This window comes from Caballeronia sp. INDeC2 (assembly GCF_023631325.1).
Classification (GTDB): Bacteria; Pseudomonadota; Gammaproteobacteria; order Burkholderiales; family Burkholderiaceae; genus Caballeronia.
On the sequence record NZ_JALQDG010000041.1, the window covers coordinates 33272 to 55825 of the forward strand.

21 protein-coding genes are annotated in these 22554 nt (G+C 62.8%); 14 read left to right on the forward strand and 7 right to left on the reverse strand.

Annotated elements, in window-relative coordinates:
- Nucleotides 1-4 precede the first annotated feature (4 nt).
- From NCS28_RS25885 to NCS28_RS25895, 3 genes are all read right to left on the reverse strand, one after another.
- The gene (locus tag NCS28_RS25885) at nt 5-316 is read right to left on the reverse strand and encodes a hypothetical protein (protein WP_250516632.1); all 312 of its coding nucleotides are present in this window, start codon (nt 314-316) and stop codon (nt 5-7) included.
- 270 nt (nt 317-586) lie between these two features.
- Entirely contained in the window at nt 587-955 is a 369-nt protein-coding gene (locus tag NCS28_RS25890; protein WP_250516633.1) for a hypothetical protein, read from the reverse strand.
- Between the two features lie 68 nt (nt 956-1023).
- Nucleotides 1024-1245, reverse strand: coding sequence for a hypothetical protein (locus NCS28_RS25895; RefSeq protein WP_250516634.1), 222 nt, complete (start codon nt 1243-1245; stop codon nt 1024-1026).
- A 116-nt stretch (nt 1246-1361) separates the two neighbouring features.
- Here NCS28_RS25895 and NCS28_RS25900 point away from each other — a divergent pair, with 116 nt between their 5' ends.
- Together NCS28_RS25900 and NCS28_RS25905 are read left to right on the forward strand one after the other, a co-directional pair.
- A complete protein-coding gene (locus tag NCS28_RS25900) occupies nt 1362-2573 on the forward strand; it encodes a putative DNA modification/repair radical SAM protein (protein WP_250516635.1) in 1212 nt (403 codons plus the stop codon).
- Entirely contained in the window at nt 2573-3988 is a 1416-nt protein-coding gene (locus NCS28_RS25905) for a UdgX family uracil-DNA binding protein (RefSeq protein WP_250516636.1), read from the forward strand. Before NCS28_RS25900 ends, NCS28_RS25905 begins: the two co-directional genes overlap by 1 nt.
- 2 nt (nt 3989-3990) lie before the next feature.
- Here the strand turns inward: NCS28_RS25905 and NCS28_RS25910 are convergent, their stop codons facing one another.
- Complete coding sequence (locus NCS28_RS25910; RefSeq protein WP_250516637.1) at nt 3991-4779, reverse strand: SDR family NAD(P)-dependent oxidoreductase; 789 nt, start codon at nt 4777-4779, stop codon at nt 3991-3993.
- Nucleotides 4780-5370: 591 nt separating this feature from the next.
- Here NCS28_RS25910 and NCS28_RS25915 point away from each other — a divergent pair.
- From NCS28_RS25915 to NCS28_RS25930, 4 genes are all read left to right on the forward strand, one after another.
- Nucleotides 5371-6180, forward strand: coding sequence for a DUF4410 domain-containing protein (locus NCS28_RS25915; RefSeq protein WP_250516638.1), 810 nt, complete (start codon nt 5371-5373; stop codon nt 6178-6180).
- Nucleotides 6181-6275: 95 nt separating this feature from the next.
- Nucleotides 6276-7550 carry a cardiolipin synthase gene (gene cls / locus NCS28_RS25920; RefSeq protein WP_250516874.1) on the forward strand — a complete coding sequence of 425 codons (1275 nt, stop codon included), beginning with the start codon at nt 6276-6278 and terminating at the stop codon, nt 7548-7550.
- Nucleotides 7551-7655: 105 nt separating this feature from the next.
- A complete protein-coding gene (locus tag NCS28_RS25925; protein WP_250516639.1) occupies nt 7656-9725 on the forward strand; it encodes a putative bifunctional diguanylate cyclase/phosphodiesterase in 2070 nt (689 codons plus the stop codon).
- Nucleotides 9726-9825: 100 nt separating this feature from the next.
- Nucleotides 9826-10215, forward strand: coding sequence for a hypothetical protein (locus NCS28_RS25930; protein ID WP_250516640.1), 390 nt, complete (start codon nt 9826-9828; stop codon nt 10213-10215).
- A gap of 5 nt (nt 10216-10220) precedes the next feature.
- On the opposite strand, the gene NCS28_RS25935 is transcribed toward NCS28_RS25930, so the two are convergent.
- On the reverse strand, nt 10221-11762 hold the full coding sequence (locus tag NCS28_RS25935; RefSeq protein WP_250516641.1) for a DHA2 family efflux MFS transporter permease subunit: 1542 nt from the start codon (nt 11760-11762) through the stop codon (nt 10221-10223).
- A gap of 144 nt (nt 11763-11906) precedes the next feature.
- Here NCS28_RS25935 and NCS28_RS25940 point away from each other — a divergent pair, with 144 nt between their 5' ends.
- From NCS28_RS25940 to NCS28_RS25950, 3 genes are all read left to right on the forward strand, one after another.
- Nucleotides 11907-12350 (forward strand): MarR family winged helix-turn-helix transcriptional regulator, encoded by a 444-nt coding sequence (locus NCS28_RS25940; protein WP_250516642.1) that lies wholly within the window; start codon nt 11907-11909, stop codon nt 12348-12350.
- A gap of 131 nt (nt 12351-12481) precedes the next feature.
- Nucleotides 12482-12769, forward strand: a complete 288-nt coding sequence (locus NCS28_RS25945; RefSeq protein ID WP_250516643.1) for a DUF4148 domain-containing protein — start codon at nt 12482-12484, stop codon at nt 12767-12769.
- Nucleotides 12770-12901: 132 nt separating this feature from the next.
- Nucleotides 12902-14809, forward strand: a complete 1908-nt coding sequence (locus tag NCS28_RS25950; RefSeq protein ID WP_250516644.1) for a M60 family metallopeptidase — start codon at nt 12902-12904, stop codon at nt 14807-14809.
- Nucleotides 14810-15085: 276 nt separating this feature from the next.
- On the opposite strand, the gene NCS28_RS25955 is transcribed toward NCS28_RS25950, so the two are convergent.
- Together NCS28_RS25955 and NCS28_RS25960 are read right to left on the reverse strand one after the other, a co-directional pair.
- Complete coding sequence (locus NCS28_RS25955; RefSeq protein ID WP_250516645.1) at nt 15086-15970, reverse strand: EAL domain-containing protein; 885 nt, start codon at nt 15968-15970, stop codon at nt 15086-15088.
- 286 nt (nt 15971-16256) lie between these two features.
- Nucleotides 16257-17378, reverse strand: a complete 1122-nt coding sequence (locus NCS28_RS25960; protein ID WP_250516646.1) for an ABC transporter ATP-binding protein — start codon at nt 17376-17378, stop codon at nt 16257-16259.
- A 178-nt stretch (nt 17379-17556) separates the two neighbouring features.
- On the opposite strand from NCS28_RS25960, the gene NCS28_RS25965 reads away from it, so the two are divergent.
- From NCS28_RS25965 to NCS28_RS25985, 5 genes are read left to right on the forward strand one after another with little or no spacing between them, the layout of a single operon-like run.
- Nucleotides 17557-18927: an ABC transporter substrate-binding protein gene (locus NCS28_RS25965; RefSeq protein ID WP_250516647.1), complete on the forward strand. Its 1371-nt coding sequence runs from the start codon at nt 17557-17559 to the stop codon at nt 18925-18927.
- 27 nt (nt 18928-18954) lie between these two features.
- The gene (locus NCS28_RS25970) at nt 18955-19884 is read left to right on the forward strand and encodes a carbohydrate ABC transporter permease (protein ID WP_250516648.1); all 930 of its coding nucleotides are present in this window, start codon (nt 18955-18957) and stop codon (nt 19882-19884) included.
- 11 nt (nt 19885-19895) lie between these two features.
- Nucleotides 19896-20747 (forward strand): carbohydrate ABC transporter permease, encoded by an 852-nt coding sequence (locus tag NCS28_RS25975; RefSeq protein ID WP_284506105.1) that lies wholly within the window; start codon nt 19896-19898, stop codon nt 20745-20747.
- A gap of 33 nt (nt 20748-20780) precedes the next feature.
- A complete protein-coding gene (locus NCS28_RS25980; protein ID WP_250516650.1) occupies nt 20781-21773 on the forward strand; it encodes a sugar-binding transcriptional regulator in 993 nt (330 codons plus the stop codon).
- A gap of 10 nt (nt 21774-21783) precedes the next feature.
- On the forward strand, nt 21784-22530 hold the full coding sequence (locus NCS28_RS25985) for an SDR family oxidoreductase (protein WP_250516651.1): 747 nt from the start codon (nt 21784-21786) through the stop codon (nt 22528-22530).
- Nucleotides 22531-22554: the final 24 nt, after the last annotated feature.

Here is a 22554-nt window from a genome sequence, read left to right on the forward strand (position 1 = left end):
CCGCTTACTGACCGAAGAAGACGTCGCAGCGGGGCGTGTCGAGGCAGCCGTTCTGCGCGCGTCCGCTCGCGGATGCGCTTGCGCCGGGATTCATGCCGCCGTATGCGGCATCGTCGCTCTGGGCTGCGGGCATGGCGGCGGTCTGCTCGCGCTCGGGCGTGGCCTGCGACATATACATGGGGCGCATCGTGTGGACGAGTTGCTGCGCATCGGCGGGCATGCCCTGAGCATGTGCCGCACCGATACTCGCGACATTGACGACGACCGCGCATGCGGCCATCATCGCGAAGAGTTTTGGACTGACTTTTGACTTCATGCTCCAGCTCCTTGAAACGAATGCACAAGCAGCCGGGAACGATTCTCGGACTCCTTGCCGCGTTGTCGATGGAAGGGATCGAGCGCGGGCGCGGGCGCGTCAATCGAACACGCACCAGGCGAATGGCTAGCGCTCAGGGCTTACGTTACGGCGATGCGGGAGCGGGAGAAATCCCTATTCGGCAGGGACGCTTTGGAGGGGTGATAGGGACGAGAAAAAGCGCTCCGACTCACAAGAAGCCCGAGCGCTGAAACACTCACTTCAATACGCTTAGTATGTCTTGGCTGCGCCGCCGCTCGACGAACCCGAGCCGGAACCGTTCTTCTTGTTCTTTTGCATCTTGCTGCTCTGGGACGAGTCCATTGTGTTGGCGCCTGATGCGCCCGAGGTCGCGCCCGTCACACCGTTGGCATTGGGCGTACTCATTCCAGTGCCGCCCTGGCCGGCTCCATTGCCGCCCGCCGTGCCGCCACCCGCACCGCCGCCGCCACCCGCGCCTTGCGCGAACGCCGCGCCAGACAAGCTCAGGATTACGGCCGATACAAGCAGACTTCTCTTTGCGTTTTTCATGGTTTCCTCCCGTTGATCGATGGTCTCGAAGCGCGCCGCCTCACAAGATGCTGCGGCGTCGCGATTCAAATAGCGCAATCGCCGTGCCGCTTGCAAGCGCGCAGCGTGAGACCATGCTGCGGGAAGAGACGCGATAACTACGCGAGCGCCTCGTCACACCATTCGATGGCCCATGCGCGTGCGCAATGAACGGCATCTGCTTCGGTGGAGAACGCATCGAGTTCGCCGGATTCGAAAACTTGCACATGCGCCGTGTGTTCGTCCGGCAGATGCGTGATCTTCGCGTGAGCGTAGTAACTGCCATCTTCGTCGTGATGCGCGGTGCAATCGATATGAAACGTCTTGTAGTCGAATCGCATAAACGGGCTCCGGGAAAGATGAATCACGGGCAGGCGCGAAGCGTGCGCAAACATATTTGCGTTCGACTCCTCACCTCTCGTGACATACTGTATATACATACAGTATCATATGCAAGATGGATCTCTCTGAAAAGCTCGAAATCCTCGCCGATGCCGCCAAGTATGACGCGTCATGCGCGAGCGGCGGCGCGCCGAAACGCGAGTCGCGCGGCATCGACGGCCTCGGCGCCAGCACCGGCTCAGGCATCTGCCACAGCTTCACACCTGATGGCCGCTGCGTCTCGCTGCTCAAGATTCTGTTGACCAACTTTTGTCTTTACGATTGCCGCTATTGCATCAACCGGCGCTCGAGCAATGTGCCGCGCGCGCGCTTCACGCCGGAGGAAGTCGTCGGCCTGACGCTGGATTTTTATCGCCGCAATTACATCGACGGGCTCTTTCTCAGTTCCGGCGTGATTCGTTCATCGAACTATACGATGGAGCAACTCGTGCTCGTCGCGAAGACGCTGCGCGAGAAGCATCAGTTTCGCGGCTATATCCATCTGAAGACCATTCCCGATGCCGATCCGGAACTCATCGTGCAAGCGGGACGCTACGCCGACCGTCTGAGCGTGAACATCGAGTTGCCGACCGAAATCAGTCTCGAGCGTCTCGCGCCCGAAAAAAGCGGCCGCACGATCAGGCTGGCGATGGGCAATATCCGCGTCGCGCGCGAGGAGTCGGAGGCGGAGCCGCGCGCGCCGCGTTTCGCGCCGGCGGGGCAGAGCACGCAGATGATTGTCGGCGCGGATGAAACCGACGATCGCACGATCCTCGGCACCGCCGAAACGCTCTACGGCTCGTATCAGTTGAAGCGCGTGTATTACTCGGCGTTCAGTCCGATTCCCGACAGCCCGGCGGGCGTGCCGGCGAAAGCGCCGCCGCTCTTACGCGAGCATCGGCTGTATCAGGCGGACTTTCTGATGCGCGGCTATGGTTTCGGAGCCGCCGAACTGCTCGGCGATGCCGGCAATCTGCCGCTCGATGTCGATCCGAAGCTCGCGTGGGCGCTCGCGCATCGCGACCGCTTTCCCGTCGATCTCAATGCCGCGCCCGCGCGCATGATCGCGCGTGTGCCGGGCATCGGCATGCGCAATGCGAAGCGCATCGTCGAGTTGCGGCGTGCGCGGCGCGTGCGCTATCAGGATCTCGTGAAGCTGCGTTGCGGCATGGACAAGGTGAAGCCTTTCGTCGTGACGGCGGATTACCGGCCACCGCTCGCCGAGTTGCCGTCCGACAATCTTCGGCGCGCGCTCGCCACCGGTCCCGTGCAGCTTTCGCTGATCTGATGCGCGTCATCGTCATCGACGACGAATTCGACGCCTGGCGCGCCGCCGCGCTCGATGCGCTCGCGCAAGGACTCACGCCCGAATCGATCGACTGGCGCACGCCGCAGGCAGAGCCGGCGTTGTTCAGCGAAGCGGCGTCGTCGGCAAACGCTGCGGATGCGCCGCAAATCCGCGTTTCACGCGAACTCGCGTCGCTGTTGAAAGACGCCGCCCATTTCCGCGATGCGCGCCGCTGGAGCTTTCTCTATCGCGTCCTTTGGCGTTGGGCGCAAGGCGACCGCGCGGTTGCATCGCCCGCCGATGAAGACGGCGCACGCCTCTATAAGATGGCGAAGGCAGTGCGCCGGGCGCAGCACGACATGATCGCCTACGTGCGCTTCCGGCAGCGCGAGGCGTCGCTCGGACCGCCCGAATATGTCGCGTGGTACGAGCCCGATCACGACGTGCTCGCCTGGGGCGCGGAGCATTTCGCGGCGCGCATGGGGCGCTCGACCTGGCTCATCGCGACGCCTGACGGAGCCGCGATGTTCGACGGCGAGCGCCTGCAACTTGAACGCCGCCGTGCGCTGGCATCGGATCATGCGATCGATACGCCCGATGCCGCCGAAACGCTCTGGATGACCTATTACCGCAGCATTTTCAACCCGGCGCGCCTGAACGAATCCGCGCTCGAACAGCATATGCCGGTGCGGTTCTGGAAAGGACTGCCGGAAGGCGCGCTGATTCCGAAACTCGTGAGCGATGCGCGCGGCGGCGCACGGCGCGTCGCGCAGGCGCAAAGCGTCGGCGCGCTCGGCGGCAAGGCGGTGCAGGTCGAGGCGCAAGACGCGCAGCCGGAACGCGACGCGCCCACATCGCTCGACACCTGCCGCCGCTGCGATCTGTGGCGCAACGCGACGCAGGCGGTGCGCGGCGCGGGTCCGTCCGATGCGCGCATCATGCTGCTCGGCGAACAGCCCGGCGATCAGGAGGATTTGAAGGGCGAGCCGTTCGTCGGCCCGGCGGGGCAACTGCTTCACGACGCGATGCAGCGAGCCGGCATGCCGCGCGAGCAGGTCTATCTGACCAACGCGGTGAAGCATTTCAAATGGGAGCCGCGCGGCAAGCGGCGTCTGCACAAGACGCCCGCGCAACAGGAAGTCGAAGCGTGTTCGTACTGGCTCGAACAGGAGTTGCACGACGTCGGCGCGCGCGTGATCGTCACGCTCGGCGCGACGGCGTTGACGGCGCTTTTCGGGCGGCGCGCAACGCTGTCCGCGCATGTCGGACGCGTCGTGCCGTATCGGGACAAACTGGTTGTCGCGACGTATCACCCTTCGTATGCGTTGCGACAGAACGACGAAGCCGCGCGCGAGAAAACCGTCGCGGCCATCGTCGAGGCGCTGGAAAGGGCGCGCGAACTCATCGGCCGATAAATCTAGAACGCCGCGCGAATCACGCCGCCGTCCGCGCGCAACGCCGCGCCGTTCGTCGCCGACGACAATTCCGAGCACACATACGCCACCATGTTCGCGATCTCCTCGGGCGTGATGAAGCGCTTGAGAATCGAGGTCGGCCGCGCTTCTTCGAAGAACTGCGTCTCGAACTCGTGAAAGCTCTTGCCGCCCGACAGTTTCTCGACGAACTCGGTGACGCCCTCGGAACTCGTCGGCCCCGGCAGCACTGAATTGACCGTGACGCCCGTGCCTTCGCAAGTTTCCGCGAGGCCGCGCGCGAGCGATATCTGCGCCGATTTCGTCATGCCGTAATGAATCATCTCGACAGGGATCTGGATGCCGCTTTCGCTGCTGATGAACACCACGCGGCCCCAGTTCCTCTCCTTCATCTTCGGCAGATATGCGCGCGACAGCCGCACGCCCGACATCACGTTGGCATTGAAGAAGCGCAGCCATTCCTCGTCGGGGATCTCCTCGAAGGGTTTCGGATCGAAGATGCCCATGTTGTTGACGAGAATATCGACGTGCGGAAAACGCTTCACGAGTTCGCTGACCTGCGCAGCGTCCGAAACGTCGCCGGCGAAACCTTCGGCCTGCGCGTTCGGCACGAGCTCGCGCAGCTTCCCGAGCGCCGCATCGACGGACGCCTGCGAGCGGCCGTTGACGATCACGCTCGCGCCCTCACGCGCCAGCGCCACCGCGATGGCATGACCGATGCCTTTCGTCGAACCGGATACCAGCGCGAGCCTGTTGGCGATCTTGAGATCCATCTTTGCTCCTTCGAATGAGTTGGCGGGTTGCGTCGACGCGCCTGCGCGACGCGTTCCGAGCATGTTAGCCAGAAGCGGCCCGGTTTGCAGAAGTCGTGCGCATCATCGAATAAATAAACGACACGTAGGAGCTTAATAATTAGGAAAACAAATTAAAAACTTATGCTGCAAATGACCAATCTCGTCCTCGGAGAGCCATGAACGCGCTTGTCATGGCGACGCATATCTCGATCCCGAAACGGGCTTCTATCTGTCCGAGGATTACGCGTTCTGCCGGCCATCGACACGCGTTCCAGTCTGATCCATCAGGGCAGCATGAAATTCGTAGGCAGCTTCGCTCCTGGTTCGAATCGGGGCGCTAAGAAGCGATCGAACCGCCCGGTTCTTCGACCGCTGAAGCCTTGTCCCGCGGGCATCAGAGGCCTTTGAAACTCCGCGACATAAATGCTCGATGGCCTCCGTCGCGGTCATCGTCCATAGTTGCGCCAGCGTGATCGAGAACGAAGGCAGCAGCGAGAACCGAGAGCCGTATCACGCATTCACGAATCCATACATCGATGATTCCCGGCGCGGCCGGTACGGAGTTGCAACATGTCCCACTCGATCGAATTTTCGTCGCTGAACGCGGCCTTCAAGAAAGCGCGCGGCGCGGTGCTGGCCGGCTTCGTCGTCGGCACGGCGCTGCTCGCCGGCTGTGCGAGCAATCCGGCGCAGGCATCGGGCCAATATAGTCAGGGCGGCGGCCAGTACGTGCAGACCGTCGCGGCAACGCCAGCCGTGCGTCCCGACAACATCTACGTCTACACCTTCGCAAGCGATGCAAGCGACGTGAAGCTCGACAATCACGGCCTGATCTCGAAGATCGGCTCCGCGATGTCCGGCGATTCACAAGCGCAGAAGCAGGCGCAGGGCGCCGTCGCGGCGCGCGAGGAAGTCGCGAACGAGATCGTCGCGAAGCTCCAGTCGATGGGCCTTCGCGCGATCCGCGCCGACGTGCCGCCGCCGCAAGACCAGAACGTGCTCGAAGTCGTTGGCAGCATCGACACGATCGACGCGGGCAACCGCCGACGCCGCATGGTGATCGGCCTCGGCGCGGGCGAAAGCAAGGTCGGCGCGACCGTGCAACTCGTCTTCAAGCCCGCCAACGGCGCGCCGCAACTGCTCGAACAGTTCGACGCGAAAGCCGACAGCGGTCACGCGCCGGGCGTCGCGGAAATGGCCGACGTCGGAGCGGCGGCGGGACATGTCGCAAGTTCGCTCGCGGTGTCGGGCGGGCTGCACGCCGTGTCGGAGACGAAGCGCGCGGGCGTGTCATCGGATGAAAAGCGTCTCGCCGACACCATCGCCAAGCAGATCGTCAAGCTCGGGCAGGAGCAGGGCTGGATGCCGGCGAAGAGCTGATCGAAGCGCTCATAAGGCAATACATGCGCGGTCCAGAACCTGCTTTGCACTATGATTCCGGACGAATGTTCGTTTCGCGAGGCCCACGCATGCCGATGATTGCTCTGATTGCCCTGATTGTCCTGACCGTTGTCGTGACGCTCGTCGTCGTGCTGCTGATCGCGAACCTGACGAGCGGCGAAAAGAAGATCGAGCACAAGATCGAACGGCTATACGCAAGCGACGACCCGCAATTCGTCCGCTCGATGGGTCTGCTGCTCGGGCCGCCCGTCATCGGCGGCAATCGCTTCGACATGCTCGTGAACGGGGACGCGATCTTTCCGTCTATGCTCGAAGGCATCCGCGGGGCGCGAGAAACGATCACCTTCGAAACCTTCATCTACTGGTCGGGCGCGATCGGCGAGGAGATCGCCCGCGCGCTGTCGGACAAGGCGCGCGAGGGCATTGCGGTGCATGTGCTGCTCGACTGGGTCGGCTCGTCGAAAATGGACAAGCACTACCTGAAGATGCTGCGCGACGCGGGCGCGGAGGTCATCCAGTATCACAAGCCGCACTGGACCGGGCTCGGGCGCATGAACGACCGGACGCACCGCAAGCTGCTGGTGATCGACGGGCGCATCGGCTTCACGGGCGGCGTGGGCATCGCCGAGGAATGGACCGGGCACGCGCAGGACGAAAAGCACTGGCGCGACACGCATTTTCGTGTCGAGGGCCCCGCGGTCGGGCAGATGCAGGCGGTGTTCATGGACAACTGGATCAAGGCGACAGGCAACGTGCTGCACGGCCCGACCTATTTCCCGCATATCGAGCCCGTGGGCGAAGGCTGCGCCCATATGTTCAGCAGCTCACCCTCGGGCGGCAGCGACGACATGCAGTTGATGTACCTCATGGCGATCACCGCCGCGACGCGCTCCATCCATTTGTCGAGCGCGTACTTCGTGCCGGACAAGCTGACCATCAACGCGATCGTCGAGGCGGCGAAGCGCGGCGTGCGGGTGCGCATCATCACGCCGGGCAAGCGCATCGACACGCATACGGTGCGCGAGGCGTCGCGTGCGTGCTGGGGCGACCTGCTAGCGGCGGGCGTCGAGATGTACGAATATCAGCCGACGATGTTCCACTGCAAGCTCATCGTCGTCGACGAATATCTCGTGTCGGTCGGCTCGACCAACTTCGACAGCCGCTCGTTCAAGCTCAACGACGAAGCCAACCTGAATATCTACGATCGCGATTTCGCGCGCCAACAGACGGCCGTTTTCGACGACGACGTCGCTCACGCGAAACGCATTACGCTCGATGACTGGCGCCGCCGTCCGCTCGCCGAAAAGCTCCTGGATCGCGTGGTCGCGCTGCTCGATTCGCAGCTTTGACGTTTGCGTGAAGCGCACCGCGAATATTTGCTATCCGGGTCTCAAGATCGCCGCACGTAAGCCGATAAGACGCTCACGCAATCGAGTCTTCGGCCATCGGCAACTATGCACGGCACCTACAACTTCTGGCTGGTCGCGGCGTCGCTCGTCGTGGCGACGCTCGCTTCCTATACCGCGCTCGACATCTCGGGCCGCATCGCCTCGCTTGCGCAATCGCGCGTGCGGCACATCTGGCTTGCGGGCGGGGCGGCGTCGATGGGCATCGGCATCTGGTCGATGCATTTCATCGGCGTGCTCGCCTTCGAATTGCCGATTCCGCTCGGCTACGACTTCTGGATCACCGCCGGGTCGCTCGGCATCGCGGTGCTCGTGTCGTTCTTCGCGCTCTTCGTCATCACGAGCAAACGGCTGACGGCGAGACGCCTCATCGCGAGCAGCCTGCTGATGGGCGCGGGCATCGCGTCGATGCACTACACCGGCGATGCCGCGATGCGCATGCAGCCGGCCATCGTCTACGATCCGCGCCTTTTCGCGGCGTCGATCGCGATCGCGGTGATCGCGTCGGGCGCGGCGCTGTGGATCGCGCACACGCTCTCGGATGCGAATCAGACGAACGTGCTCGCCAAGCGCGCGGGGTCGGCGCTGGTGATGGGCATCGCGATCACCGGCATGCACTACACGGGCAACGCGGCCGCCGAATTCCTGCCGGGCTCGATCTGCGGCGCGGCCAACGACGTCGATGCGAACTGGCTCGCAACGACCATCGTGCTCTTCACGCTGGCGATTCTGATCATCACGCTCGTGCTGTCGCGTTTCGATGCGCGCACGGCGCTGCTCGCCGGCTCGGTGTCGCGCCTGAATGGCCAGATCGTGCTCATGGCGACCTTCGATACGCTCACGGACCTTCCGAACCGCCGCACGATGAACGAGCGCATCGATCGCGCGATCAGGCACGCGAAGCACAGCGGCAGCCGCTTCGCGATTCTCTTCATGGATCTCGACGGCTTCAAGACCATCAACGATTCGCTCGGCCACACGGTCGGCGATGAAGTGCTAAAGGCGTTCGCGCGGCGCCTGCAGGACTGCGTGCGCGGCGGGGACACGGTCGCGCGGCTGGGCGGCGACGAGTTCGTCGTGATGCTGGAAAATCTGCACGCGCCGACCGACGCCGAGAAGATGGCCGAGCGCATCCTCGACGAGATGAAGAAAGGCCTGCTCGTCGGGAATCATCCGTTGCAGGTGATGCCGAGCATCGGCATTGCGCTCTTTCCGCAGGACGGCGATAGCGTCGAGTCGCTGCTCAAACACGCCGACGTAGCGATGTACGAGGCGAAGCGCGGCGGGCGCAGCACGTATCGCTTTTTCGAGGCGAGCATGAACGAGGCGGCGGTGCGGACCTTGCAGATACAGCAGGCGCTGCACGAGGCGTTGAGCGGCGGACATTTCTACTTGCTGTTCCAGCCGAAATTCCGCGGCAAGAGCGGCGAGTTGGCGGGCGCGGAGGCGCTGATCCGGCTGGATCATCCGGAGATCGGCACGCTGACGCCGCTCGAATTCATTCCGATCGCGGAGCGTTCCGGACAGATCGTGGAGATCGGCTACTGGGTCGTGCGCGAGACGTGCCGGCAGCTTGCGCGCTGGTGTGCGCAAGGGCGTCCGCCGGTGAAGGTGGCGATCAACCTGTCGCCGCGGCAGTTGCACGAGGCGGATCTCGTCGGGAATATCATGAAGATCGTGCGCGAGGAAGGCGTGCAAAGCGAGCAGCTCATGTTCGAGATCACCGAGACGGTGGCGATGCAGGACGCGCCGCGCACCATCGAGATGATTCGTGCGTTTCAGGAGAATGGTTTCGAGATCGCCATCGACGATTTCGGCACGGGGTATTCGAGCCTCGCCTATCTGCAGCGTTTTCGCGCGAAGCAGTTGAAGATCGATCGCTTCTTCACGAACGGACTCGACGAGAACGGGCAGGAAGGGCGCGCGATCGTATCGGCGATCATCGCGCTCGCGCATTCGCTCGATATGGACGTGGTGGCGGAAGGGGTCGAGACGGGATCGCAACTCGACCGGCTGCAGGACATGATGTGCGACGAAATGCAGGGCTTCTTGCTGGCGATGCCGCTATCCGCCGATGCGTTCGGCGTGATGCTGGAGCGGGGGGAGGTGAGCGCGTAGGCGGGCGTGGTCTGGTTCGAGATGTTCTCGGATCCTGACTTGCAATATTACTTAGTCATCCTTTCATCTGTGTGAAAATCATTGCGCCGCACTGAACCCAGTGATCGCGTTGCTGCAAGGTCTTTCCGCCCTGGTCGAAGATGAGGCGTCGAACAATCCTGCATTTGCGGCAAAACTCGACGCGTTGATTCGCCCGCCGGAAAAGCCTTCTGGTGCGCGTCCGAAAACGTCGGCCAAGCTCAAGGCCATCGACGTCCCCGACGTCCACGCCGAACTCGCAGCGCGTGGCGACGAAGACTTCCGCGCGTGGCTGAGCGCGCAGCCCGCCGATGTCCTCAAGGCCATCATCCGCCGGCAGGATCTCGATCCCTCGCGTCGTTCCTCGAAATGGAAAGACGAGAAGAAGCTGGCAAACTTCATCGCGGACGGGTTGCGCAGCCGCCTGTCACGAGGCTCGGCGTTCATCGGCCGGACGTATGACCAAAGCTGACGCCCTCAATCCATCGCCGCATGCGCCACCGATTCGTCACCGGGAGCGCTGCGCGCGGGCCGGATCAGCAACAACAACGGCACCACCAGCAACGTCGCGACGAACATCAGCTTGAAATCGTTGAGATACGCGATCATCGACGCCTGCTGTGTGATGGTCTGATCGAGCATAGCCATGTCCTGCATGGAGCCGCCGGACAGCATCGATTGCATTGCGGGATTGAACGGCGTCACCTGCGCGGCGAGGTCCGCGTGGGCGATCTGCGTATTGCGCGTCATCAGCGTCTGCACGATCGAAATGCCGATACTGCTGCCAATATTGCGCATGAGACTGTAGGTGGCGGTGCCGTCGGCGCGCAGTTCGGGCGTGAGCGTCGAGAACGTCAGCGCCGACAGCGGCACGAACACGAGCCCCAGCCCGAAGCCCTGAATCACGCCGGGCCACACGATATCCGACGCCGACAGCACGATCGTGTAATGCATCATCTGCCAGAGCGCCAGCGCCGAAATCAGGAAGCCCGACAGCAACAGCAGACGCGCATCGATGTGCTTCAGGAGCCGCCCCGCGACGAGCATCGCGATCATCGTGCCCGCGCCGCTCGGCGCCGTGACGAGCCCGGTTGTCGCGACGGGATAGTTCATCAGGTTCTGCAGCATCGGCGGCAATAGCGCGCGCGTCGCGTACATGACCGCGCCGATCACGAAGATGAAGCACGTGCCGGTGGCGAAGTTGCGATCCTTCAGCAACTGGTATTTGAAGAACGAGCGCGCACCGGCCGTCGCCGTATGCGCGATGAAAAAAATGAAACTGAGTGCCGCGAGCAGCGCTTCGATGCGGATTTCCATCGATCCGAACCAGTCGAGTTGTTCGCCGCGATCGAGCATCGCCTGGAACGCGCCGATCGCGAGGCCGAGCGTCGCGAAGCCGAATGCGTCGAACTTCACCGCGCGCCGCGCGACCTGCGCGGGCAGGAAGGTCACCACACCGAAGAGCGCGAACGCGCCGATCGGCACGTTGATGAAAAACACCCAGCGCCAGTTGTAACTGTCGGTGAGCCAGCCGCCGAGCGTCGGACCGAGAATCGGCCCGACCATCACGCCCATGCCCCAGACGGCCATCGCCTGGCCCTGCTTCTCGCGCGGATTGATGTCGAGCAGGATCGACTGCGACAGCGGCACGAGCGACGCCCCGAAAACGCCCTGCAACAGCCGCGACGCGACGATCTGCGCCAGCGTCTCCGACAGCCCGCATAACGCCGACGCCACCGTGAACCCCGCGATCGAGATGCACAGGAGCTTCTTCACGCTCAACTGGTCGGAGAGCCAGCCGGTGAGCGGCGTCGCGATCGCCGCCGCGACGATGTAGGACGTCAGCACCCACGTAATTTCGTCCTGCGACGCCGACAGGCTGCCCTGCATATGCGGCAGCGCGACGTTCGCGATCGTGCTGTCGAGCGTCTGGATCAGCGTCGCGAGCATGATCGAGACCGTCAGCATGCCGCGATTCAGGGGCGCCGCGGCGCTTTCCGTGGAGACTTCGGAGGACATGGACGGGCCGCGAAACGGCAGGTTTTGTAAGTAGGGTGATGATAAGCAGGCTTATTATACGGCGTACACGGTGCGGCGCAATTCGGTCTAATACCGGGTGCGCGCCGACTGCACGCGCCGAAGGCTCTTCCCTATAATCGCGCGATGGAAACCCAACTCGACAAGCGCTTCGGCTTCCTGGTCGCGGACGTGGACCGCCTGTGCGGCAATCGTTTCGACGTATTGGCCAAGTCATCGCTCAATCTCACGCGCGCGCAATGTCGCGTGCTCGCCTATCTGTCGCATTACGGGGAAGTAAATCAGGCGCGGCTCGCCGGGCTCCTCGAAGTCGCGCCGATATCCGCCGGACGCCTGCTCGACCGCATGGAGGAGGGCGGCTGGATCGAGCGGCGCCTGAATCCCGACGACCGCCGCGAGCGCCAGGTCCGCATGACCGCGAAGGCGGAAAAGGCGCTTGACAAGGCGCGGCGCGTCGGCGACGAGATCGCGTCGGAGGCGCTCGCGGGCTTCAGCCGGCAGGAAAGCGAGCAGTTGATCGCGCTGCTGCAACGCGTGCGCGGGAATCTGAGCCGCATCGTCGACCGGTGATCGATCGCGATACCTTCGCTGCCGGATTGCCTGCGCCGTGCTAACGTGCCGCGCGTGGATCACGAATTGCTTGCGCGATCCACGCAAGCGCCGTTGTCAACCGTCGCCATCCATTTCGGAGAAGATCGATCATGAAGAAACGCACCGCACCGTTGGCCGTCCTCGCCCTGTCCGTCGCCGCTTTTGTCGCGATGCCCGTCGCGCAAGCGCAGGACACGGCCGCATCCACGCCGAAGCAGATCAAGAAAGCCCAGCGCAAGGAGGCACGCGCGAAGAAGAACGCCGAACTGAAGCAACTGGAGCAGAACGGCTACAACCCGGCGGGCGAACAGACGAACTATCCGCAGAATCTGCAGAACGCGCAGGCGAAAATCAATGCGCAGAAGGCCGGGAAGCCGGCCCCGGCATCGGCTCCTTGAGCGGTCGGTCGTAGCGTGAAGGCGCGGGACGCATCCCGCGTCATCAGTCGAGCTGATACGACAACGTCGCGTTGATCCGCGGACTTCGCGACGAAGAGCCGGAAACACGGCCGATGCAGCGGGGCAAAGAGCATGCGATGGCGATCGTGGCTGTTGATCTTCGCGTTGTGCGACGCGCATGCGGCATCGCACTACTACGCGCCGCCGACCTTCTATCCGCACGACGCCGTGCGTGTCTCGCGTTTTGCGGCAGCGCCGGGCGCGATGCAAGTGCCCTACGGCGCGGGCGCGAAAGTCGGCGAGGGCGACTTCTATATCGTCTCGAACGCATCGTTCAAGGCATTGACCGCGCACATGCAAGCGGACGGCACGATCGTGCTCGTCCAGGCGAAGTGGGCGCCGGAACTTGCCCCGAGCCAGATCTGGACCGTCGATAAAGAGGGCAGCGGCTATCGTCTGTATTCGAAGCTCTACGGCCGATACGTGACGCTCGGTGCGCGCGTGGATCTCGAAGCGCCATCGGGCGAAGCGCGGCAGAACTGGAGCATCGAAGCCGATGCGGACGCGGTAACCATCGCGGCGAGCGGCACGAAGACGGGCCTCGTCGTCGCGCGTCATGCGCTGCGCGACGGCGCATTCGTCGAAGTAGGCGCACAGGCCGGGCAATGGCGTCTGTACGCCGTCCACAACGAAGGCGCCGATCATGCGTATCGCACGCTCGATGCAGCGCCGCAATCCACTTACGACAACACGGCGAAGCGCTATCACCTGAGCGCCTATGCGCCCGACGCGATCGAAGCGGACCGGCTCGGCGGCTTTCGCTGGACCGACTATCATCCGTCGGGGCTGTATGTGTCGAAGGGCGAGTCCGTCGTGATCGACGTAAGCGGTCTCGCCGACGATGGCCCGGATGGCCTCGTCGTCATGGTCGGCAACAAGAACGGCTTCTATCGACGCCAGCCCGCCGGCGATCCACAAACCATCCTCGCGACGGAAGGGCGCAACGAATTCGTCGCGTCGCGCGATGGCCTGATTTACTTCGAATACGTCGATAGCGGATTCAACGAGCGGCCGCGCACGTCGATCGATGTTTTCGTGCGCGAAGGCGGAAAGGCGGTGCCGTTTTATATCGAAGGCACGACGACGCTCGTCGAATGGCGCGCGATGCTGCAACGTTACGCCGATGCGCCGCTCGTCGAGATGGCCGCCAGACGCACGATGTTCACGGTCGCGCGCTCGATGTACGACAAGGCGGGCGCGGCGGACCCGGCCACGCTGCTCGGCTACGTCGAGCGGGTCATGGGCTATCACGATGAACTGTCCGGGCTCGATGGTGAAAGCGCGCTCGATGCGCCTTCGCCGCTGCGCGTGCATTTCGTGCAGGACGCGATTTCGACGCACGCGGAGTTGCAGAACGCGTATATGTACGCGACCTACTACATGATCGGCCTGCCGTTGAACAGCGCAGCCGAGACCTTGCTTCAGCCCGCGAAGACCGATGAATGGGGCGTGTGGCACGAGATAGGCCACATGTATCAGCAATGGGACTGGACGTGGCCGGGCGTGACGGAGACGACGGTCAACATCTATTCGCTGCATGCGTTGCAGCGTCTGGGCATGCCGATGACTTCGCCGTTGCTGCAAGTCGTCGATGCGCGCGGCAGGAGGAACCGGCTGGATCTTGCGGCGCTTTATCTAGCGCAGCCGACGCGCAATTTTCTGAACGATGCATCGTTCCCCGCGCCATCCGAAGCGCTCTGGATCAGGCTCGTGATGTACGAGCAGTTGCGCCGCGCGCTCGGCGACGGCTTCTATGCGCGGCTGCACAAGTCGTATCGGCTGCATCCGCTGATGGAGGATGAAGGCGGCGACAAGCGCGAAGTGCAGACCTTCGTGCTGCGCGCGTGTATCGCGGCGAATCTGGACTTGAGGGATTTCTTCGAGCGATGGGGACTGCCGGTCGATGCGGCCACGCGCGCGGCTATCGGCAAGTTGAAGCTGAAGGCGCCCGCGACGGATTTGACGCGTACGCGGATTTGAAACGTATCGAATGCGGGAACGTGTCATGGCCGAGGAAGCGGTCTTTACGATGAAGCCTCTTCACGCAGATACGCGTCGTATTCGCGCTTCAGGCTGACGCTGAATGAACTCTCGCATCAAACGCACAGCACCTGGGATGCGGGCCGGTGCGCGGCATCCGCCGCGGCCATGAATTCTTCTCACAACTCCGGCTCCGGCGATCCGCAAAAAAACGCCGACGCTCGAGGCGCCGGCGAAGTTCTGGCTTACGAGGGCTGCCAGAAACGCTTCAATGCTTCATGCCGCATCGGCGAGCCGGATGCTGCGAGGCCCATCGCGCCGCGCGGTTCTGCGCCGCGTCATCGCACGGCCTATACGCGCGCCGGGCACGTTATCGATGCCGAATGCGGGCCGCGCGAGAAAGAAGCCCTGTGCGAGCACGTGTGGCCACTGCGCGAGCCACTGCGCCTGCGCGGCCGTCTCGACACCTTCGACGACGATCGCCACTTTCAGTCGCGTCAGCAGCGCCAGCACCGACGAAAACACCATGCACGCGTTCGGGCAATGCGGCGCTTCGGCCAGCAGTTCCTTCGCGATCTTTACGGTGCCGAAGTCGATCGGACCTAGCGCGGCAAGACACGAATAGCCCGTGCCGAAATCGTCCATCGCAACGCTTACGCCCTTGTTCTTCAGATGCCGTACGACCTTCGGCATCGACGGCATGCGCGCCAGATCCTCGCTCTCCAGCAATTCGAGTTCGATGCAATCCGGTGTGACGCCATGCGCGCCGCAGATCGCATCCATGCGCTCCGCAAAGCCGGGCAGCGCCGCGACCGATGGCGGCACGTTCACCGCGACCGAATAGTGCGCGCCGCCGCGTGCACGCCACGCTCCGATCTCGGCGGCAACGGTATCGAGCACGAACCATGTGAGTTCGCGCATGATGTCGGCGTCCTTGAACGCCTCGCTGAATGCGCCTGGCAGCAATACGCCGTATTCCGGATGACGCCAGCGAATGAGCGCTTCCATTTGCGCGAGATCACCGCTGTCCACCCGGTAGATTCCCTGATAGGCGATGCAGAATTCTCCGGCCTTGAGGCCATCGAGTATGCGATGCCTGAATGCATGATCCGAGTTCGGCGCGGCTTTCACGACAGGCGAGCCGTGTGTCGTTCTGTTCATGCTTGAGCCACCCCTCCCAGTTGGTCGTGGAAGAAGCTGCAGGAGTCGTGCCAGATGGGGCTATCGCGCGTCATATGAGGCCTTTCACACCGATCGATGGGTGTATCGAAAGGCGTCGCGCCGCGCTCGGGGTTACGTAACGAATCCGTGACGCGTTGCGCCCTATGTGGGCTGGCGCACATTAGACGATGCCGCACCGCGCCCTATCGACACGCCGGTTTTGAAGTTTGTACTGAATGAATCTGGAACATTTGTAATCCCGACTAGTCGCTAGCGCATCGTTACGTCAGGCAGTCGCAATCTCCGCAACCGGCCGCATGCGTTCGAGCGCGCTGCCATCTTCGCGGAACAGATGCACGTGGCGAATGCTGAAGCCTGCGTTCAGTCGCTGTCCTTCGACGGCCGTCGATTCGCCCGAGCCCTTCACCTGAATCACGAGTTCGTTCGGCAGACGCACGTGCAGCAATGTCTCGCCGCCGAGATGCTCGATCACCACGACTTCGCCGCTCAGACCGCTGTCGATATCGCCGCCGCCTGCTTCGATGAAATGCTCGGGCCGGATGCCGAGCGTCAGGGTTTCCCCCGCTCTCACGGTCGAAGCCGCGAACGGCAGCGTGAGCGGTTCGCCGCCGGGCAATTCGATGGTGACGCCCGCGGCATCGACGCGCATCACGCGCACGTCCATGAAGTTCATCTTCGGCGAGCCGATGAAGCCCGCAACGAAACGATTGTGCGGCGTGCGATACAGCTCGAGCGGCGAGCCGATCTGCTCGACGCGTCCGTGATTCAGCACGACGATGCGATCGGCCATCGTCATGGCTTCGGTCTGATCGTGCGTGACGTAGATCATCGTCGCGTTGAGTTGCTTGTGCAGCTTGATGAGTTCGAGGCGCATCTGCACGCGCAACGCGGCATCGAGATTGGAGAGGGGTTCGTCGAAGAGAAAGACCTTCGGTTCGCGCACGATCGAGCGGCCAATCGCGACGCGCTGACGTTGCCCGCCGGACAATGCGCGCGGACGCCGTTCGAGCAACTGGCCGATCTGCAGAATTTCCGCCGCGCGATGCACGCGCTCCTTGATCTGCCCTTCGGGCAACTTGAGCATGCGCAGCCCGAACGCGATGTTCTCGTACACCGACATGTGCGGATAGAGCGCATACGACTGAAACACCATCGCGACGCCGCGTTGCGAAGGTTCGAGCTCGGTGACGTCTTCGCCGCCGATCAGCACTTGCCCCGAGTCGCTGCGTTCGAGTCCGGCGATGGTGCGCAGCAAGGTGGATTTGCCGCACCCCGAAGGACCGACGAATACCATGAACTCGCGATCGGTCACTTCGATGTCGACGCCCTTCAGCACATCGACGCCCGCGAAGCTCTTGCGGATCTGCTGCAAATGAACTGCGCTCATATGTTGTCTCCCGTTGCGTGCTGCGGCGGCGCAGCATCGGACGCATCGACGAATTTGTTCTTGACAACCTGTTCGCGCCAAAATATACAATTGTAAAACCGAAATTACAAGTGAAACGACGCCGCACGAAACCGGACTCGCAAGCCTCATTCGCTCGATAAAAACCAAGGAGACAGGCATGAAGAAGCGCTTCATCCCGGCCACGCAGATCGGCCCGATCAAACACGTCGCGGCGCTCGCGCTGCTGGCGGCGAGCGCGGCGTTCGCCGCATCGAACGCGCAGGCTTGGACCTTGAAGGAAGCGGCGCAGCCGTACTCGGGCACCACGATCAAGGCCATCTTTCTCGATCGTCCCGGCTACAAGGCCGCGCAGCAACTGATCCCGCAGTTCGAGAAAGAGACGGGCATCAAGGTGCGCTGGGAAGTGATTCCATACGAGAACACGCGCGAGAAGGAAGTGCTCAACTTCGTCGGCGGCGGCGATCAGGACATCGTGCTCGTCGATGTCGTGTGGATCGGCGAATTCGCGAGCAACAAGTGGCTCGTGCCGATCAAGAAGTTCACCGACGATCCGAAACTCGCGGACCCGAACCTGAATCTCAAGGGCTTCTTCCCAATCCTGCTCGATTCGTTCGGCACGTGGGACAAGGTCACCTACGGTCTGCCGTTCGATAACTATTCCGGCCTCATGTTCTACAACAAGTGCATGTTGAAGGACGCCGGTTTCGACGAGCCTCCGAAGACGTGGGACGAGTTGCTCAACACCTATGCGCCGAAGCTCACGAAGGGCGACAAGTTCGCCTTCGCGCTGCAATCGCGGCGCGGCGAGACGCAATCGGCGGATAGCTTCATGCGCGTGCTGTGGCCGAACGGCGGCTCGCTGCTCGATGCGAAGTTCAAGTCGAATCTGATGTCGGCGCAATCGCAGGCGGGTCTCGAATACCGGCAGAAGCTGATGAAGTACATGCCGCCGGGCATCGTCGATTTCGATCATGCGGAAGCGGTCAACGCGCTCGCGCAAGGCCAGGTCGCGATGATCACCGAGTGGTCCGCGTTCTATCCCACGTTGACCGATCCGAGCAAGTCGAAGCTCGGCAACTGTCTTGCGATCACCACCGAGCCGAAGGGTCCCGCTGGCCTCAAGCCCGCGCTCGGCGGCTTCTCGCTCGCGGTGAACGCAAAATCGAACGCGAAGAAGCAGGCGGCGTCGTGGCTCTTCATTCAATGGATCACGTCGGAAGCCATGGCGAAGCCTTATCTCGAAGCGGGCGGCGTGCCGGCGCGCATGGCTATCTATCAGGACAAGGCCGTGCAGGACAAGTATCCGTTCGTCAAACCGATGGTCGAATCGTGGCAGGGCGGCGTGCCGGATTATCGTCCGCGCTTCCCGGAATGGCCTGCCGTGTCTGAGGTCATCGGCGAATGGGGCAGCAAGATGATGCTCGGCCAGGTGACGGTGAAGGAAGGCGCGCAGACCATCGGTCAGAAGACCGAGGACATCCTGAAGAAAGCGGGCTATTACGACGGCAAGAAGCCTTTGCTGAAGTAACTTCATTCAAGGAACCGGAGGCGACGAATGGCATCACCTGCAATGCGTGCGCGTGGACCGCGCAAGCCCGCGCGCTATTTCGGCATCTTGCCGCGTTCGCCCGCTTTCTGGTTCCTGATACCCGCAATCGCAGCGCTTGCGGTCATCGGTATCTATCCGTTGCTGCTTGCGCTCTATAACTCGTTTCATCAGTACAAGCTCGCGGATCTGGGTTCGGGCACGCCGTTTATCGGTGTCGACAACTACGTCGCGACGCTGACCGATCCGAGCTTCTGGGGCGCGCTCGGACGCACGGCGTTGTTCCTGTGCGTGACCTTGCCGATCGAGATCGCGCTCGGGCTCTTCGCCGCGCTCCTGCTTCATCGCACGGAATTGCCGTGGATGCGCGCCGCCGCGCGTGTGAGCCTTGTCATTCCGATGGCGACGACATATGCGGTCGTCGGTCTTATCGGCCGCTTGATCTTCAATCGACAGTTCGGCGTCGCGAACTATCTGACCGGACTCATCGGCATTCCGCCGCAGGACTGGCTTGCTGATCCCACGCTCGCGTTCATCTCCGTGATGATCATGGATATCTGGCAATGGACGCCGTTCTGCGCGCTGATCCTGCTCGCCGGACTCTCGATGGTGCCGAAGGAAGCCGAGGAAGCCGCGCGCCTCGAAACGCCGAAGTGGAGCATGATTCTCTGGCACTTGCAGCGTCCGTATCTGCTTCCGGGTCTCACGGCCATTCTCATTCTTCGCTCCGCCGACATGCTCAAGATGTTCGACGCCGTCTTCACGATGACGCGCGGCGGACCCGGAGCCGCGACGGAATTCATCAGCGTCTATATCCAGCGCGTGGGCTTTCGTCTCTTCGATCAGGGCATGGCGTCCGCGCAGGCGATCATCCTGCTCATCTTGACGATCGTGCTGTCGCGTCTTTATATCCGTTTCGTGTATCGGGAGGCTGCGTGAGTTCGATCAATATGCCAGTCACGCAACGCGCGAAGCGCGCGCGCGCCGCAAGAAAACGCGCCAGTGTATGGCATTTTCTCGGTCTCGCGGTCGTGTTCATGTCGTCGGTTTTTCCGTTCTACTGGATGGTTACGACGAGCCTGAAGACCCAGGCCGACGCGCTCGCGTATCCGCCCAAATGGCTGTTCTCGCCAACGTTTCATCACTACTCGGCGGCGCTCTTCGAGCATGACGTGGCGGGCAGTTTGCTGAACTCGCTCATCGTCGCGAGCAGCACCACGGTCCTCGCGATCCTGCTCGGCGCGCCTGCCGCGTATGCGCTCGCGCGCTACGAATTCCGCGGCAAGGAAGACCTGTGGTTCTGGTTCATCTCGAACCGCATGGTGAGCCCGGTCGTGCTCGCGGTGCCGTTCTTCCTGATCGCGACGAAGCTCGATCTCGTCGATACGCATATCGTGCTGATCCTGCTGTATCTGACGTTCTCGTTGCCCATCGTCGTATGGATCTGCACGGACCAGTTCCGCAATATTCCGGTCGAGCTCGACGAAGCCGCGCGTCTCGATGGCGCGTCACCGTGGCGCGTGTTCTGGCGCATCAATCTGCCGCTCGCGATGCCCGGCATCGTCGTCTCGGCCATCTTCGCGTTCATCTTCTCGTGGAACGATCTGCTCTATGCGCTCGTGCTGACGCGCAGCGACGCGATCACATCGCCCGTTGCCGCAACGAGCTACATGAGCGGCTATGAACTGCCGTGGGGCGAGATCATGGCGACGGGCACGCTGATCGTGCTGCCGATGGTCGTGTTCGCGCTGCTCGTGTCGGGCCGACTGGTGCAAGGCCTGACAATGGGCGCGGTGAAATAGAATGCCGCGGCCTTTCATCAAACAACGCACAGCATGACCACGAGCATGAGCAAGAGCGCACCGACTATCGCCATCGCGGAAGCGGACGATTCCATCGATTCGGAAGAAGAGTTGCAGGCGCGCGTCGCATGGCATTACTACGTCGGCAATCTGACGCAGCAGGAGATCGCGCAACGCATCGGCAGCAACCGCGTGCGCGTGAACCGGTTGCTCGCCGCGAGCCGCGAATCCGGTCTCGTGCAGATCACGATCAACAGCAAGATCGCGCCGTGCGTCGCGCTCGAAGAAGCGCTCGCGAAACGCTTCGGCCTCGAATGCGCGGTCGTCGTGCCGACCGGCGCGAACAACGAAGCGAACAACGCGGCGCTCGGCATCGGCGCGGCGTCGTACTTCGCGAAGCAGATCGTTGCAGGGCAAACCATCGGACTCGGCTGGGGCCGGACGATCCGCGCCGTGCTGCGCGCGATGCCGCAGCGCACGTATGGCGCGGTGTCGGCGGTGTCGCTGCAAGGCGGCTTGTCGCATTGCCCGAGCATCAACACGTTCGACATCGTGTCGGACTTCGCAAACATCTGCCGCGCCGACGGCTATCTCTTCGCCGCGCCGATCTACGTGAGCAGTCAGAAGGTGCGCGACGTGATCCTGCAGGAAGAAACCGTACGCGAGACATATGAACGCGCGCGCAACGCAGACCTCGCATTGCTCACGTGCGGCGATCTGACGGAATCGCTCGTCGTGACATACGGCATCGACAATCCCGAGCAACTGCGCACGCTGCAAAAGGCGGGCGCTGTCGGCGACATGCTCGGTCATTTCATGGATGAAGACGGCGAACTGATCGATCATCCGCTGAACCGCCGCACCGTTGCGATCACGCTGGACGACTTGCGCCGCGTGAAGCGCGTGATTCTCGTGAGCGGCGGCAAGAAGAAATTCCATGTGACGCGCGCGGCGTTGCGCGGGCGCTATCCGTCGGTGCTCGTGACCGACGAAGACACCGCAAGACGTCTCTGCGACGAGCCTTGACGACGACACCATGACAGCCATCGACAGAAACCGCGAGTTCACGGGCAAGACCGTGCTCGTCACGGGCGCGGGCAAGGGCATCGGTCATGCGACCGTGCATCTGCTGATCGAGCGCGGCGCGCGCGTGATCGCACTGAGCCGCAGCGCCGCCGATCTCGACGCGTTGAAGAAGGAGACGGGCTGCGACACCATCGCCGTCGATCTCGCCGATGCACACGCCGCTCGCGAAGCCGCGCGCGCGGTTCAGCCTGTCGATCTCCTGGTGAACAACGCGGGCGTCGCGATACTCGAGCCGTTCCTCGACACGACCATCGAAGCGTTCGACATGACCATGAACGTGAACCTGCGCGCGACGATGATCGTCGCGCAGGAGTGCGCGAAGAGCATGATCGCGCGCGGCGTCGGCGGGTCGATCGTCAACGTGTCGAGTCTTTCGGCGAATGTGGGTTTCGCGCTGCACGCGGCGTATTGCGCATCCAAAGGCGGACTCGACGCCATGACGCGCGTGATGGCCAACGAGCTCGGTCAGCATGGCATTCGCGTGAACGCCGTGCTGCCGACTATCACGATGACGCCGATGGGCGAACGCGCATGGAGCGATCCCGCCAAGTCCGCACCGATGCTCGCGCGCATTCCGATGAACCGCTTCGTGCAGCCGGTGGAAGTCGCGCGAACGATCGCCTATCTGCTCTCCGACGATTCGAGCATGGTGAGCGGCGTGAGTCTGTTGGTCGACGGCGGATTTCAGTCCTGCTGATACCGCCTACTTCTCTATCAAAGG

Coding starts and splice junctions, on each gene's coding strand:
- NCS28_RS25975 (WP_284506105.1), top strand. CDS start 19,896: ATGCCAGTCACGCAACGCGCGAAGCGCGCGCGCGCCGCAAGAAAACGC.
- NCS28_RS25940 (WP_250516642.1), top strand. CDS start 11,907: ATGGAAACCCAACTCGACAAGCGCTTCGGCTTCCTGGTCGCGGACGTG.
- NCS28_RS25885 (WP_250516632.1), bottom strand. CDS start 316: ATGAAGTCAAAAGTCAGTCCAAAACTCTTCGCGATGATGGCCGCATGC.
- cls (WP_250516874.1), top strand. CDS start 6,276: ATGATTGCTCTGATTGCCCTGATTGTCCTGACCGTTGTCGTGACGCTC.
- NCS28_RS25980 (WP_250516650.1), top strand. CDS start 20,781: ATGACCACGAGCATGAGCAAGAGCGCACCGACTATCGCCATCGCGGAA.
- NCS28_RS25945 (WP_250516643.1), top strand. CDS start 12,482: ATGAAGAAACGCACCGCACCGTTGGCCGTCCTCGCCCTGTCCGTCGCC.
- NCS28_RS25900 (WP_250516635.1), top strand. CDS start 1,362: ATGGATCTCTCTGAAAAGCTCGAAATCCTCGCCGATGCCGCCAAGTAT.
- NCS28_RS25970 (WP_250516648.1), top strand. CDS start 18,955: ATGGCATCACCTGCAATGCGTGCGCGTGGACCGCGCAAGCCCGCGCGC.
- NCS28_RS25960 (WP_250516646.1), bottom strand. CDS start 17,378: ATGAGCGCAGTTCATTTGCAGCAGATCCGCAAGAGCTTCGCGGGCGTC.
- NCS28_RS25905 (WP_250516636.1), top strand. CDS start 2,573: ATGCGCGTCATCGTCATCGACGACGAATTCGACGCCTGGCGCGCCGCC.
- NCS28_RS25910 (WP_250516637.1), bottom strand. CDS start 4,779: ATGGATCTCAAGATCGCCAACAGGCTCGCGCTGGTATCCGGTTCGACG.
- NCS28_RS25915 (WP_250516638.1), top strand. CDS start 5,371: ATGTCCCACTCGATCGAATTTTCGTCGCTGAACGCGGCCTTCAAGAAA.
- NCS28_RS25965 (WP_250516647.1), top strand. CDS start 17,557: ATGAAGAAGCGCTTCATCCCGGCCACGCAGATCGGCCCGATCAAACAC.
- NCS28_RS25950 (WP_250516644.1), top strand. CDS start 12,902: ATGCGATGGCGATCGTGGCTGTTGATCTTCGCGTTGTGCGACGCGCAT.
- NCS28_RS25955 (WP_250516645.1), bottom strand. CDS start 15,970: ATGAACAGAACGACACACGGCTCGCCTGTCGTGAAAGCCGCGCCGAAC.
- NCS28_RS25895 (WP_250516634.1), bottom strand. CDS start 1,245: ATGCGATTCGACTACAAGACGTTTCATATCGATTGCACCGCGCATCAC.
- NCS28_RS25925 (WP_250516639.1), top strand. CDS start 7,656: ATGCACGGCACCTACAACTTCTGGCTGGTCGCGGCGTCGCTCGTCGTG.
- NCS28_RS25985 (WP_250516651.1), top strand. CDS start 21,784: ATGACAGCCATCGACAGAAACCGCGAGTTCACGGGCAAGACCGTGCTC.
- NCS28_RS25935 (WP_250516641.1), bottom strand. CDS start 11,762: ATGTCCTCCGAAGTCTCCACGGAAAGCGCCGCGGCGCCCCTGAATCGC.